Origin of the sequence: Flavobacterium shii (genome assembly GCF_025847235.1) — a bacterium.
In the GTDB taxonomy this organism is placed as follows: domain Bacteria; phylum Bacteroidota; class Bacteroidia; order Flavobacteriales; family Flavobacteriaceae; genus Flavobacterium; species Flavobacterium shii.
In genome coordinates, this window is sequence record NZ_JAOZEW010000007.1 from 83534 (window position 1) to 98587 (window position 15054).

Consider the following 15054-nt stretch of genomic DNA (forward strand, 5'->3'; position numbering starts at 1 on the left):
TACTAAACGATTATTGAAATTTATAAAGTAATCCAAATTTAGGTTGTGCAAAAATGTTATTAAACAAGTTGATGTTTAGCTCAAAGCTACTAGATGATGATCCATTTTCAGGATTCGCATTATTGTACGTTAAGATGTCTGCCAAAGTAAATGTAGCTGCCCATTTCTTGGTAAAGAAATAATTTAACCCCACTGTTATATTTGCCTTAATTCCATTCGTTGTGTCGTCTACATTTGACACCTCAGTTTTAACATGACTATATCCTAAACCTGCTTCCCCAAATACTTTAAGACGCCTAGAATCCAATTCTAAGAAATAGTATCTGGCAAATGCTCCAATACCAAATCCATTGTTTTTTCTTTCTAAAGGGGTGCCTTTGTCTACTGTGGATCCAGATACATCCAAGTCTAATCCGATAGCTAAATTGTCAGCAAGAAGATATCCAAATTTTGGGTTTATGGAAAATGAGTTTGAATCATCTTTTACAGTACTAACTGATACTCCTCCCTCAATAAACATGTTCCCTTTTTCGAGCCGTACTCCTTTAGCAGAGTTAACTTCTTGGTCTACTTCTTTCTGTTGTGCATTTGCAAAGCATAATGTAAATAATGCTAGTAGCACTGTAATTTTTGTTTTCATAATGATTGCTTTTAAGTTATTAAATAAAGGATGATAATTTAATCATTATGTAAAAATAAACAAAAACTTACAAATAATACGTTAACAACGTAAGAAATTATTTAGAGTGTTAAAAATAATGTATTGATAAGTAGTTATTTAGCGTTATTTTGTTGATAGTGTTACTTTAAAAAAAGTAAAATAAAAAACCCAATAACGATAGTTATTGGGTTAGTCTGTATTCTATTATTTTTCTTTTATTTTTTTAAAAAGAACTAGTCATTCAATTTTAAAACGGCCATAAATGCTTCTTGAGGAATCTCTACGTTTCCTACCTGACGCATACGTTTTTTACCTTTTTTCTGTTTTTCAAGAAGTTTACGCTTACGCGAAATATCTCCACCATAACATTTTGCAGTAACATCTTTACGAAGTGCTTTTATGGTTTCACGAGAGATCACTTTAACACCAATTGCAGCTTGAATAGGAATATCAAATTGCTGACGTGGAATTAATTCTTTCAATTTCTCACACATTTTTTTACCGATGTGATACGCATTATCTACGTGAATTAAAGAAGACAAAGCATCAACAATAGTAGCATTTAATAAAATATCTACTTTTACTAAGCTTGAAGTTCTCATTCCAATTGGTGCGTAATCAAACGAAGCATATCCTTTTGAAACTGTTTTTAAACGATCGTAAAAATCAAATACAATTTCGGCAAGAGGCATATCAAAAGTTAATTCTACTCTTTCGGTTGTCAAATATGTTTGGTTGGTAATCAATCCACGTTTTTCGATACACAATGACATAACATTACCCACAAAATCAGATTTGGTGATAATGGTAGCTTTTATATATGGCTCTTCTACGTGATCTAATTTTGATGGTTCCGGCAAATCTGTAGGATTATTCACTACAAATCCTACTGTTGGTTCTTTTTTGGTATAAGCAAGGTAAGAAACGTTAGGAACTGTAGTAATTACAGTCATATTAAACTCACGTTCTAATCTTTCCTGGATAATCTCCATGTGTAGCATTCCTAAGAATCCACAACGGAAACCAAATCCTAAAGCAGCCGAGCTTTCTGGTAAAAATACAAGAGAAGCATCGTTCAATTGTAATTTTTCCATCGAGTTACGTAATTCTTCATAATCCTCAGTATCTACAGGATAAATTCCGGCAAATACCATTGGTTTTACGTCTTCAAAACCAGTAATCATATTGGTTGTAGGTGTTTTGGCATCGGTTAAAGTATCTCCAACCTTTACTTCTTTGGCTTCTTTAATACCAGAAATCAAATAGCCAACATCACCTGCAGAAATTACACTTTTGGGTACTTGATTAAGTTTTAAAGTTCCAATTTCATCGGCAAAATATTCATTGCCAGTTGCCATAAATTTAATCTTTTGACCTTTTTTTATCTGTCCGTTTTTCACACGGAAAATAACTTCAATTCCACGAAATGGATTGTAATGAGAATCAAAAATTAAAGCTTGTAATGGCTCATCAATATTACCTTTTGGAGGAGGAATTCTTTCGATAATTGCTGCCAAAATATTTTCAACACCCAAACCGGTTTTACCAGAGGCATGGATGATTTCTTCTAGTTTACATCCTAATAAGTCTACGATATCATCGCTTACTTCTTCAGGATTTGCACTTGGTAAATCGACTTTATTTAAAATTGGAATAATTTCCAGGTCATTTTCTAAAGCCAAATATAAATTTGAAATTGTTTGCGCCTGAATGCTTTGTGCAGCATCAACAATTAAAAGCGCACCTTCGCAAGCTGCAATAGATCGCGAAACTTCGTATGAAAAATCTACGTGTCCAGGAGTATCAATTAAATTAAGGATGTATTCTTCTCCTTTATAAGTGTATTCCATCTGGATGGCATGACTTTTTATAGTAATACCACGCTCACGTTCCAAGTCCATATTGTCAAGCAATTGTGCCTTTTCTTCACGTGCGGTAACGGTTTGTGTTGCACCTAACAAGCGGTCGGCAAGTGTACTTTTTCCGTGATCAATGTGTGCAATAATGCAAAAGTTACGTATATTTTTCATTTTCTTTTATATCAATTCTCTATACGAGTTTAAATAATTTTAGGTTGCGAATCTGTAGTACAGCAAAGCCATATCCTCTCTTCATTAATCGGCAAAGATAATGCAAACTTTTGGATTCTAGAATCTAGATGTATTATTGTTGAATCTTTAAGAAATAAAAGATGAATAAGGCTCTTTTTTATGGAATTGAGTACCGTTTAATAAAGATTTTAAAACTCGAAATTAAAGCCTTTTTGCGTTAGCTTCTCGTAAATTTTCGAGTCAAATTTATATAGTTTTGCGGCTCTGTGCGACACATCTTGTTGCTTTTCATCAAGTGCAAGCAATAATTTCATGTGAAGTATTTTTCTTCTAAAATTTGATTTGTCCATTTCAACCCCCAGAATTTCTTCATATAGATGCATTAATTGCAAAAGTGTAAATTTTTCGGGCAAAAGATTAAATCCTATAGGTGCTTGGCGTACGCGATTTCGCAAATGTTGTAAACTGAAACTAAGAATTTCATTGTGATCGTATATAAGATCCGGAATTTCATTAATCTTATACCACTTGGCATCAGCTGCTGTAAAACCAGCTTTAATATTATAGTCTTCTCTTTTTACCAAGGCATAATATCCTATGGTAATAACGCGTCGAAGCGGGAAACGATCCGGATCTCCAAATGCTTTTAATTGTTCCAGATAGATATTATCAAGTCCTGTAAGTTCATTTAATAAACGATGGGCAGCATTATCGGTGCTTTCTTTTTTATGAATCCAACCTCCGGGTAATCCCCATTTTCCTTTACTAATACCTTCGGCATGTTGCACTAATAGTACTTCAAGGCTTCCTTTATCAAAACCAAATATGACACAGTCAATGGTAATTGCATTCATTACCGATTGTTCGTTTTTTGCAACTGTTTCGCTATCTACATCTTTACCCATAATCACAGAAAGTTTTTACAAAATAAATAAATAAAATAGACAACCAGAGTTATAATTTGTGATATTTTTTTTAAAATGATTAAATAAAAGGTAACCAGTTGATTGTTAAATCATCAAATAATGGGCATTTTATAGGTGAATAATTCAAATATTTGATAGTCAGTATTATAATTGAATATTTTGTAAAACTACTATTACTATTTATTTTTTGTTTTGTTGTTATATGTATAATATTAGTGCTATTTAAATATGAATTAGAAATTTTTTTACATAATATTTTGTTAATATGAAAAAATGTTTTACACTTGTAGTCAAAGTAACCATAAGCTTATGGTTTGTTTGACGTTTAGTTTAAAAATAGAAATTTCATAATTAATAAAATAAAGCAAATGTTTTTTTTAGGAATTGATTTAGGAAGCTCATCAATAAAATTATCGGCATTAGATCCCGAAAAAGGAATTACTGTTTGTGCAGTAACAGTTCCTGATTTTGAAATGCTTATTGAGGCTCCAAAATTTGGTTGGGCAGAACAAGATCCTGAATTCTGGTGGCAATATGTTAAAGACGGAATACAGAAATTAGGAGTAGAAGTAGACTTAAAAAAAATAGCAGGAATTGGGATTGCCTACCAAATGCACGGATTAGTTTTAACAGATGAAAATTTTAATTCGGTTCGTTCTTCAATCATTTGGTGTGACAGTCGTGCAGCAAGTATCGGAGACGAAACATATGATAAAATAGGTCATGAAAATTGTCAAAAGCAAATTTTAGGAAGTCCGGGAAATTTTACAGCCTCAAAATTAAAATGGGTTAAAGAAAATCAGCCACATGTTTTTGAAAAAGCTGCTTACATGATGCTTCCGGGCGATTTTATTGCTGCAAAACTTTCCAGAGTTGCACAAATAAGTACTTCAGGATTATCGGAAGCGGCACTTTGGAATTTTCAAAAAGGAGCTTTGGCTACCGAAATACTTCAAGAAATGGGATTATCTGAAAAAATGATTCCCGAAATAGTTCCAAATTTTGGATATCAGGCTACAATTCACCCAGAAGTAGCTCAGGAATTGGGATTAGATCCAAATACAAAAATAACTTACCGTGCCGGCGATCAACCAAACAATGCTTTGTCATTAAATGTTTTAAAACCGGGAGAAATTGCAACTACAGCAGGAACTTCGGCAGTAGTTTATGCTGTAAGTAATCACGATGTTTATGACAAAGAGAATCGCATAAATACATTTTTACATGTAAATAATTCAGAAACAGAAAAACATAACGGGGTGATGTTGTGTATTAATGGCTCTGGAATTTTATACCAATGGCTTCGCAAAATTATGTCGGTTAGCAGACCAGATTTAATAGGTTATGAAACCTTAAATGCCGAAGCTGCAAAAGTTGGAGCAGGAAGCGAAGGACTTCGTTTTTACCCTTTTGGAAATGGTGTAGAACGTATTTTTAATAATAAAAAAGCAACTTCCGGGATTCAGAATTTAAACTTCAATATACATCAATCATCACATTTAGTTCGATCGGCTTGCGAGGGAATCGTGTTTGCCATGAATTATGGTTTTGATGTAATGAAATCGGTAGGTGCATCTGGTGAAATAGTGAGAGCAGGGAATGCAAACTTATTTTTAAGCCCGGTTTTTAGAGAAATCTTCACCAATACAACACAAACAACTTTAGAATTATACAATACTTCCGGTGCCGAAGGAGCTGCAAGAGGAGCAGCTTTTGGGTATGGATTTTATAGTTCGCTTGACGAAGCTTTTCAAGGTTTAAAATGCATCGAACGAGTCGAACCAGATAAAATGCTTACAGAACAATATCAGGAGATATATCAAGAATGGAAAAATCATATTAAAACAGAACAACTATAATGAGTACAACTAAACAATCTTATTTTAAAAACATCGACACAATAAAATTTGAAGGTAGAGAAAGTGATAATCCTCTAGCTTTTAAATGGTATGACGAAAATCGTATAGTAGCAGGAAAAACACTCAAAGAGCATTTACGTTTTTCTATGGCTTATTGGCATACACTATGTAATACGGGCGGAGATCCTTTTGGAGCATCAACAGAAACATTTGCTTGGGATAAGAATGAAAATGCAATTTTAAGAGCTAAGGATAAAATGGATGCTGCTTTTGAATTCATGACCAAATTAGGATTGCCATACTATTGTTTTCATGATATAGATGTTGTGGATGAAGCACCAACTTTGGGCGAATTCGAAAACCGTTTGCAAACAATGGTTGAATATGCAAAACAGAAACAACAAGAATCGGGGATAAAATTATTATGGGGAACTTCTAACTTGTTTAGTAATCCTCGTTATATGAATGGTGCATCTACAAATCCAAATTTTGATGTAGTTGCTTATGCCGGTGCTCAGGCAAAAATTGCTCTCGATGCTACAATAGCTTTAGGTGGAGAAAATTATGTTTTTTGGGGAGGTCGTGAAGGATATATGAGTCTCTTGAATACAGATATGAAAAGAGAATTAGATCACTTGGGACAATTTTTAACGATTTGTAAAGATTATGCACGCAAGCAAGGTTTTAAAGGAACTTTCCTTATCGAACCAAAACCTATGGAACCTACTAAACATCAATATGATTATGATGCTGCTACTTCATTAGGATTTATTAATAAATACGGACTTCAGGATGATTTTAAATTAAATCTGGAAGTAAATCACGCAACTCTTGCAGGGCATTCTTTTGAACATGAATTACAAGTTGCAGTAGATGCAGGAATGCTTGGAAGTATTGATGCAAACCGTGGAGATTACCAAAATGGTTGGGATACAGACCAATTCCCAATTAATCTTCAGGAAGTTACACAAGCTATGTTGGTTATCCTTGAAGGTGGAGGAATTAAAGGCGGAGGAGTAAATTTTGATGCCAAAGTTCGTAGAAACTCAATTGATTTAGAAGATAAATTCATTGCTCATATCGCCGGAATGGATGTTTTTGCAAGAGGATTAATATGTGCAGATCATATTTTACAAAACACAGATTATAAAAAGTTGCGCACAAAGCGTTATGGATCATTTGATAATGGTAATGGTGCTAGGTATGAAAAAGGAGAGCTTACGTTGGAAGATCTTAGTACAATAGCTCGTGCAAGTGGAGAACCTCAACCGATTAGTGGTAGACAAGAATTATTTGAACAAATTTTGGCCAACGCCTATTAGTTTATTAAAAAGATTACTAACTATAAATTAACCAATTCTTAATTATTATGAAAATCAACTATTGTATTACACCAACAATTCGCTCATTTTATGTGGCGCTATTGTTAAGCGTATTTATGATACAGTCGGGTTTTGCTCAACAGCAAACACGTACTGTAAGCGGGAAAATAACTTCGGCTAGTGATGGCATGGGTGTTCCCGGAGCAAGTGTTAATGTAGAGGGTACCAAGAGCGGTACATCTTCAGATTTTGATGGATTTTTCAAACTGGATGTAAAATCCGGGGATGTTTTGAAAATTAGCTTTATTGGATATAAAACGCAAAGAATAACAATATCTAATCAAACAGTAATTAATGTTTCACTAGAAACGGAATCGGCTGAACTTAAAGAAATTGTAGTAATCGGTTATGGAACCCAGAAAAAGAAAGTTTCTACTGCTGCAACTTCTGTAGTTAGTGGTAAAGATATTCAACAAGTTTCAAGTATAGATGTTACAGGAGCATTGCAAGGACAAACTACTGGGGTTTCTATCGCAGCTACTTCTGGACAACCGGGGGCAGGAATGGTAGTGAACATTCGTGGAGTTGGTACGGTGGGAAATAGCTCTCCACTTTATGTAGTGGATGGTGTTGTTGTGGACAACGGTATCGGATATCTTGACCCATCATCTATTGAGAGAGTCGATGTACTTAAAGATGCATCTGCGGCTTCTATTTATGGAGCCAGAGCTGCAAACGGTGTTATTTTGGTGACAACCAAAAAAGGAAGAGATGGGAAAATGGATGTATCGTTTAATAGCTACACCGGATTTCAACATCTATACAAAAAATTAGATTTATTAAATACTCAGGAATATGGAGTTATAATGAATGAGGCAAGAGTAAACTCGGGTCTTACGCCATTATATACCCAACAACAATTAGCGAATTTACCTAATCATGACTGGCAAAAAGATTTGGTTAATGATGGTGCTGTAAAGCAAAACTATTCATTAACAGTTGCAGGAGGAGATGCAAAAACAGTTTACGCTACAGGAATATCCTATTATGGGCAGGAAGGACTTATAGGGGGGCAGAATAATCAATCACAATATGATCGTATAACATTTAATGTAAATACAACGACTGAATTAGTTAAAAACCATTTAAAAATTGGAGAAAACTTTACTTTATCAAATGTAAAAAGCAAAGGAGTTTCGGATGATGGAATCTATAGTAATAGCATAAGAAGTTTCCTTAATGCAGCACCAATTGATGCTGCGTATGATGCCAATGGAGATTTTGCACATTCTATTATTAGTGCCGATATCAGTAATCCTTTAGGATCTCTTTATTATAACAACTTCAATGAGAGTAAAGTAAATCGTTATGTGGGAAATATTTTCTTAGAAGCCAAATTCTTAAAAAACTTCACATTCAGAACCAGTTTTGGGGTAGACATGACCGATAGTAGCTATCGTTCATTTAGACCAGTATATACTCTTTCTAATGTTGATAATAATAATGTATCATCTGTAACGCAAAATTCAACCAAAGGAACGGGGTGGTTATGGGAAAACACAATTCAATATAAGGCTTCTCTTGCCGATGTACACCATTTTGATGTATTGTTGGGAACTTCTGCAAAGAAAAACGTGTATGAGAATATGAGTGGTACTGGTAGAAATTTGATTTTTGATGATTTTGAACATGCCTATTTAAGTAATGCAACCGATCAGACTGCGAATACTGTTTCTGGCGGACGTACAGATTATAGTTTGCAATCTTATTTTGGACGTTTGTTATATGACTATGATAACAAATATTTATTTACTGCTACGTTAAGACGAGATGGTTCATCGGAGTTTGGAGCAAATAATAAATATGCCTATTTCCCTGCTTTTTCTGCTGGATGGAATATATCCAATGAAAATTTCTTCCCTAAAGAAGGGGTTGTAAATAGTGTAAAATTAAGAGCAAGCTGGGGACAAAATGGTAATGACCAGTTTGCACAACGATTTGCTTATATGTCTACGATTAGTTCATATGATAAAAACTACCATTTTGGTACAGGGGATGGAGAGAAATTAGTAACAGGAGCAAGTCCAAATGCATTAAGTAATCCGGATTTAAAATGGGAAACTTCAGAGCAAACGGATTTGGGTATTGACTTAACATTATTTAAGAGCTTTACTTTGTCTCTTGACTATTATGATAAAAAAACCAAAGATTGGTTGGTACAAGCTTCTGTTCCAGAAATTGCCGGTGCCGATGCTCCTTATATAAATGGAGGAGATATAAGCAATAAAGGTTTTGAAGTAGGATTAGGATATAGAACGAAGTTTGGAGAAAACTGGGGTTTTTCTGTAAACGGAAATGTTTCATATAATAAGAATGAAGTACTACGTATTGCTAATAGCGAAGGTGTAATTCACGGAGATTCAAATTTATTGTTTCAGGGTATAGATGAAATGAATCGCGTAGAAGTAGGGCAACCAATAGGATATTTCTATGGTTATAAAACAAATGGAATTTTCCAAAATACTTCAGAGCTTACTTCGGCTCAGCCAAATGCACAACCAGGAGATGTTCGTTTTGTGGATTTAAATGGAGATGGTGTAATTGATGCTAAAGATAAAACTAAAATAGGAAATCCAAATCCGGACTACAATTACGGGGTAAGCTTTGAAGTGACTTATAAAGCATTTGATGTTTCGGTTTATACATACGGAGTTGCCGGTGTAGACAATGTTTTTGGAGTTCGTTCAAACGAGCGTGGATTTAGTAATTATACAACTGCAATTTTAGACAGATGGACTACAGAAGGTAGTTCAAACAAAATACCAAGAGTTACCTCAACAGCAGATGCAAATGGAAATTACTCGAAGTTTTCGGATTTGTATGTACAAGACGGAAGTTTTTTCAGAATTAAAAGTGCTACAATCGGTTGTGATTTAACAAAGCTGTCAACAAAAATGAGTGCATTTACAAGATTCAGACTTTATGTTAGTGCAAACAACTTATTCACTTTCACGAAATATAAAGGAATGGATCCGGAAATTGGATTTGGAAATACAAACCAATCCTGGGCAAGAGGAATTGATATTGGATATTATCCACAGCCAAGAACCTACATGATGGGGCTTAATGTTAACTTTTAAATCGAATCAAAATGAAAAAATATATTAAAATATTCGCAGTCTCAACATTGTTGGTTCTAAGTGCCTGTTCGGATGATTTTCTCGAAAACACACCTTATACCGATAAGGTAGCCGAGAATTTTTATAAAACACCAAAAGATGCATTTCAAGGATTGGTAGCTGTATATGATGCATTACAACAAGAAGATGGATTTGGAGGGTTTTTATTGACTTCAGAAATTGCTTCAGACAATTGTTTTGGAGGTTTTGGTACTGCCGATCCGGAAACTGTATTAGGATGGGATCGTTTTACTTATGGTATAGACTTAGAGATGAACAACCCAGTGTGGAAAAATTGCTATAAAGGAATCTATAAAGCCAATATATTATTAGAAAATTTGGATAAAGTAAATTGGGGAAGTGATCCTTCATTGAAAACAAGATATGAAGCTGAAGCAAAATTTTTAAGAGCACATTTTCATTTTGAATTAGCAAGAATGTTTGGAAATATAGTTGCGTTGGATCATACACTTACTGCGTCCGAACTTAATTTGCCTAGAGTAGAGCCGGAAATTACTTATGCATTAATAGCAAGTGATTTAAAATTTGCTTCGGACAATCTTAATAATGATAATTACTCCCAACCAGCAAATGTAAATTACGGACGTATTACAAAATGGGCAGCAGAGTCTTATTTAGCGAAAGCATTTTTATTTTACACCGATTATTATAAAAAACCAGATTTAGCAGGTGTTGTTACCAAAGCTCAGGCTGTGACCTATGTTAATGATGTAGTAAATAATAGCGGACATGGATTAATAGCGGACTTTTCGCATTTATGGCTTGCAGCATCATTAGCAAACTATGCTGGCGAAGGAAATACCGAAATGGTTTGGGCAGTTCGTTATAATGGTTCAGGTAAAGGAGACTGGAATTTACATGAAGGAAATCGTTTTCAGGTAAATATTGCACCTCGTGGAGGAGATATTGGAGTATATGGAACAGGATGGGGAGGAGCACCAGTTACAAAAAAACTATACGATGCTTATGAAAACGGAGATACTCGTAGAGATGCTACAATTATAGATTATGTTGGCGAAGGATTAAATTTTGACCCAATAGCAAGAGAGCAAAGACAATATACAGGATATTCCTGGAAAAAATATTGCCGAATTACAATAGCCGCCGGATCAACATTAGGCGCTGGAGATTTCCAAATAGATAACTACGAAGATTATGCGGTTATTCGTTTTGCAGATGTACTCTTAATGGCAGCTGAGCTTAATTTGGATAGTAATGCAGGATTTGCACAGATTTGTCTAAACAAAGTTCGTGAACGTGCTTTTAAAGATACTGCACATAATTTACCAGTTACATTACCAGTAATTATGAACGAAAGACGATTAGAATTGGCTTTGGAAGGAAGTCGCTATTTTGATTTAATAAGACAAGGTACTGCAGTTGCAAAAGCGGCTATTGATAATACCAATTCTGATCCGCAATTTAATGTGACTTTTAGAATAGAAACATTAGGTTGGTTCCCTCTTCCACAGTCGCAAATACTTCTTTCAAACGGGGCAATATCACAAAATCCAGGTTGGAACTAATCTTAAAAAAAATGATTATGAAACGTATAATTCCCATATTAATCGCAATAATAACATTAGGTTCAGTTTTTTCTTGTGAGCCAATTGATGATCGTAAAAGTTTACCGGCGGTAACCCTTTCACCTTCGACTCTTAAGTTTTCGGTAACGCAAAATGCGCTAAACAGCAACGAGGTGATTTTAAAAAATCTGGATCCCGATGTAATTCCATATTGGAAATATATTGACGAAAACGGAAATGAACTAGGACACTCTAATAAAAATGATGATAAGATTGTTCTCCCTTTCGCAGGAAAATACATGGTTTATTATACTGCTTATGCCAGAGGAGGTTCTGTAGAAGCTGCTCCTATAACTGTTGATATTGAACAAAATGATGAGACTTTCTTTAATGATGCAAGATGGAATATGTTAACCAATGGAGAAGCAGGAAAAACATGGGTATTGTACATGTTACAGCCTTTAGAATTTATAGGAAACACTCCAGGATATGTAAACAGAGCCGTAAGTGGACCAGGTTGGTGGCCATTGTTTTCAGAAATTTCATGGGCAGGTCTGGAAGATAAAGATTGGGGAGAAATTACTTTTGACCTTAACGGAGGGTACAATGTTTCGGTAACGCAAACTTCTCCGGTTGCAGGAAGTACACAAAAAACCACCAAAAAAGGGACGTATAATTTTAGTTTAACAGATGGATCTACAAATGACAGAATAGCTTTTAATGGAGGTACAGAAATGCTTCATCCAAGTGGGGCTAGTTATTTTAGTAATTCATTTTCTTTTACCAATGTAAAAATTGTAGAACTTACAGATAACAGCTTATGTTTTATTGCTATTAGAGCAGATAACGATTATTTGATTTATCATTTAGTACCCAAATCATAAGTATATAAATAAACTGCCGATAGGCGATATATAATCACTTATCGGTATGTTTATAATTCTATTAAAACAAAATTCTACAGTATGAATAAAAGGAAATATACAAGCAGTATTCTAATTGCCTTAATGGTAATTAGTATTGGAACATTAGTATCATGTAGTAATAAAGGGAATGAAATTTTTAGTAACAGAAAAGTTTCTTTTAATTCAAATTGGAGTTTTCACTTAAACGACAGCATTGTTGATAAAGATACAATTGGTACAAATACAAAATGGAGAACCCTAAATGTACCTCATGATTGGAGTATCGAAGGGAAATTCGACGAGAAAAGTCCTGCAGGATATGGTGGTGGTGCTCTTACTGGAGGCTTAGGATGGTATAAAAAAACATTTAAAGTTGCTGCTGTAGATAGTAGTAAAGTGACATCTATAACATTTGATGGTGTTTATAGAAATAGTGAAGTTTGGATAAACGGACATTATTTAGGCAAACGCCCAAATGGATATATTGGTTTTCAATATGAAATCTCTTCATACTTAAATTATGGAGATAAAAACAATGAAATTATTGTTAAGGTTGACAATTCAAAACAACCCAATTCACGCTGGTATTCAGGATCAGGAATTTTTAGAAATGTATGGATTGAAACCACCGATAAATTGCACGTTGCACAATGGGGGACTTATATTACAACCCCTAAAGTTACTGCACAAACAGCTTTGGTACATGTAGAAACTACTTTGAAAAATCAATATGGAGCTTCTAAAAATGCTTTGGTTACAACTATAATTTATAAAGACGATAAAAAAGTAACATCGGTTACCAAAAATATTACGATTGGTTCCAATGCCGATCAAACATTAAAACAAGATATTCAGGTAGAGACCCCAATTCTATGGACAGTCGAAAAACCAGAATTATATACAGCAGTAACAGAGATTGCTGTAGATGATAAAATAATCGATGAGTATAAAACCAATTTCGGAATCAGAGATTTTAAATTCGATGTAGATAAAGGTTTTATTCTTAACGGAAAACAAGTTAAGATCAAAGGAGTTTGTATGCACCATGATTTAGGTCCATTGGGCTCTGCAATAAATACAAGAGCAATAGAACGCCAGTTGGAAATCCTGAAAGAAATGGGTGTAAACGGCATTAGAACTTCACACAATCCTCCTGCTCCGGAGCTTTTAGACCTTTGCGATAAAATGGGTTTCATTGTAATGGATGAAGCATTTGACATGTGGAAAAAAAGCAAAAACAAATATGACTATAGTAATGATTGGGATAAATGGCACAAGAAAGATTTAATAGATCAATTATTACGTGATCGCAATCATCCAAGCATTTTTGTATGGAGTATTGGTAATGAAATTCAAGAACAATGGAACGAAGATGGTGTGACAATCGCAAAAGAATTGGCTGCTATTACACGAGAGTACGATAAAACACGTCCGATTACAGCGGCAATGAATCCGCCGGTTAATATGAATATTGACGAAGTAACGTTACAGTTCGAGAAAAATAATGTTCAATTTAATAAAATTGCAAAATCTGGTGTCTTAGATATTATTGGTTATAATTATGCACATCAAACGTATAAATATCACCAAAAGAATTTCCCTGGAGTTCCTTTCATTGCTACAGAAACAACATCGGCACTAGAGACACGTGGCTATTATGATGCCGTTTCGGATAGTATTAAAAAATGGCCGGTAAGATGGGATCTTAAATTTACAGGAGGAAATCCGGGTAACACTGTTTCGGCATACGATCAGGTTCAGGCACCTTGGGGTTCTACGCATGAAGCCACCTGGAAAGTAATTAAAAAATATGATTTTCTTTCTGGAATGTACATCTGGACAGGTTTCGATTACATCGGAGAACCAACGCCTTATGAGTGGCCATCGATTAGTTCATACTTCGGAATTGTAGATTTAGCCGGTTTCCCAAAAGATGTTTATTATATGTACCAAAGTGAATGGACAGACAAAACCGTTCTTCATATTTTCCCACATTGGAACTGGAAAGCAGGACAAAACGTAGATGTTTGGGCATACTATAATAATGCCGATGAGGTTGAACTTTTCCTTAACGGAAAATCACTTGGAACACGAAGTAAAAAAGGAGAGGATTTACACGTTATGTGGCGTGTTCCTTATCAAGCAGGAACATTAAAGGTAGTTTCTCGTAAAAACGGAAAAACAGTTTTGGAGAAAGAAATTAAAACTGCTGGTAATGCATCAAACTTAAAACTTACAGCAGACAGAAGTACCATCAAAGCCGATGGAAATGATTTGTCATTTGTAACAGTAGATATTATAGACGCTAATGATGTTTTAGTTCCAAATGCCAATAACGAAATTAATTTCTCACTAAAAGGAAACGGAAAAATTGTAGGTGTTTGTAGCGGAGATCCGGTAAGTCATGAATCGTATAAAGGTTCAAAACATACAGCGCTTAACGGAAAATGTTTAGTAGTTGTTCAGTCTGGCGATAAAGCAGGAAGATTAGAATTAACAGCTAAAGCAAATGGACTAAAACAAACTACAATTGTAGTTACAGCAGAATAATGAGCTACTACTCCTGCAAGGTTTTTTTCAACCTTGCAGGTTAGATAACATTTC

At 34.6% G+C, this 15054-nt stretch carries 9 protein-coding genes; 6 read left to right on the forward strand and 3 right to left on the reverse strand.

What is annotated here, in order from left to right:
- Positions 1 to 10 precede the first annotated feature (10 nt).
- From OIU83_RS08625 to OIU83_RS08635, 3 genes are all read right to left on the reverse strand, one after another.
- Complete coding sequence (locus OIU83_RS08625; protein ID WP_264205847.1) at positions 11 to 640, reverse strand: porin family protein; 630 nt, start codon at positions 638 to 640, stop codon at positions 11 to 13.
- 254 nt (positions 641 to 894) lie between these two features.
- Entirely contained in the window at positions 895 to 2691 is a 1797-nt protein-coding gene (gene lepA, locus OIU83_RS08630; RefSeq protein WP_264205848.1) for a translation elongation factor 4, read from the reverse strand.
- Positions 2692 to 2900: 209 nt separating this feature from the next.
- Positions 2901 to 3617: an NUDIX hydrolase gene (locus OIU83_RS08635; protein WP_264205849.1), complete on the reverse strand. Its 717-nt coding sequence runs from the start codon at positions 3615 to 3617 to the stop codon at positions 2901 to 2903.
- Positions 3618 to 4006: 389 nt separating this feature from the next.
- On the opposite strand from OIU83_RS08635, the gene OIU83_RS08640 reads away from it, so the two are divergent.
- From OIU83_RS08640 to OIU83_RS08665, 6 genes are all read left to right on the forward strand, one after another.
- Positions 4007 to 5497, forward strand: coding sequence for a xylulokinase (locus OIU83_RS08640; RefSeq protein ID WP_264205850.1), 1491 nt, complete (start codon positions 4007 to 4009; stop codon positions 5495 to 5497).
- Positions 5497 to 6819 (forward strand): xylose isomerase, encoded by a 1323-nt coding sequence (gene xylA / locus OIU83_RS08645; protein ID WP_264205851.1) that lies wholly within the window; start codon positions 5497 to 5499, stop codon positions 6817 to 6819. The genes OIU83_RS08640 and xylA overlap by 1 nt, the downstream gene beginning before the upstream one ends.
- Before the next feature lie 47 nt (positions 6820 to 6866).
- Positions 6867 to 9959 (forward strand): SusC/RagA family TonB-linked outer membrane protein, encoded by a 3093-nt coding sequence (locus tag OIU83_RS08650; protein WP_264205852.1) that lies wholly within the window; start codon positions 6867 to 6869, stop codon positions 9957 to 9959.
- Positions 9960 to 9970: 11 nt separating this feature from the next.
- The gene (locus OIU83_RS08655) at positions 9971 to 11545 is read left to right on the forward strand and encodes a RagB/SusD family nutrient uptake outer membrane protein (RefSeq protein WP_264205853.1); all 1575 of its coding nucleotides are present in this window, start codon (positions 9971 to 9973) and stop codon (positions 11543 to 11545) included.
- 17 nt (positions 11546 to 11562) lie between these two features.
- Positions 11563 to 12429, forward strand: coding sequence for a hypothetical protein (locus OIU83_RS08660; protein WP_264205854.1), 867 nt, complete (start codon positions 11563 to 11565; stop codon positions 12427 to 12429).
- Positions 12430 to 12510: 81 nt separating this feature from the next.
- A complete protein-coding gene (locus OIU83_RS08665; RefSeq protein WP_264205855.1) occupies positions 12511 to 15000 on the forward strand; it encodes a glycoside hydrolase family 2 TIM barrel-domain containing protein in 2490 nt (829 codons plus the stop codon).
- Positions 15001 to 15054: the final 54 nt, after the last annotated feature.

Bases quoted from the DNA above. Each gene is read 5' to 3' on its own strand.
- OIU83_RS08625 (WP_264205847.1), bottom strand. From the start codon at position 640: ATGAAAACAAAAATTACAGTGCTACTAGCATTATTTACATTATGCTTT.
- OIU83_RS08660 (WP_264205854.1), top strand. From the start codon at position 11,563: ATGAAACGTATAATTCCCATATTAATCGCAATAATAACATTAGGTTCA.
- OIU83_RS08655 (WP_264205853.1), top strand. From the start codon at position 9,971: ATGAAAAAATATATTAAAATATTCGCAGTCTCAACATTGTTGGTTCTA.
- OIU83_RS08665 (WP_264205855.1), top strand. From the start codon at position 12,511: ATGAATAAAAGGAAATATACAAGCAGTATTCTAATTGCCTTAATGGTA.
- OIU83_RS08650 (WP_264205852.1), top strand. From the start codon at position 6,867: ATGAAAATCAACTATTGTATTACACCAACAATTCGCTCATTTTATGTG.
- lepA (WP_264205848.1), bottom strand. From the start codon at position 2,691: ATGAAAAATATACGTAACTTTTGCATTATTGCACACATTGATCACGGA.
- xylA (WP_264205851.1), top strand. From the start codon at position 5,497: ATGAGTACAACTAAACAATCTTATTTTAAAAACATCGACACAATAAAA.
- OIU83_RS08640 (WP_264205850.1), top strand. From the start codon at position 4,007: ATGTTTTTTTTAGGAATTGATTTAGGAAGCTCATCAATAAAATTATCG.
- OIU83_RS08635 (WP_264205849.1), bottom strand. From the start codon at position 3,617: ATGGGTAAAGATGTAGATAGCGAAACAGTTGCAAAAAACGAACAATCG.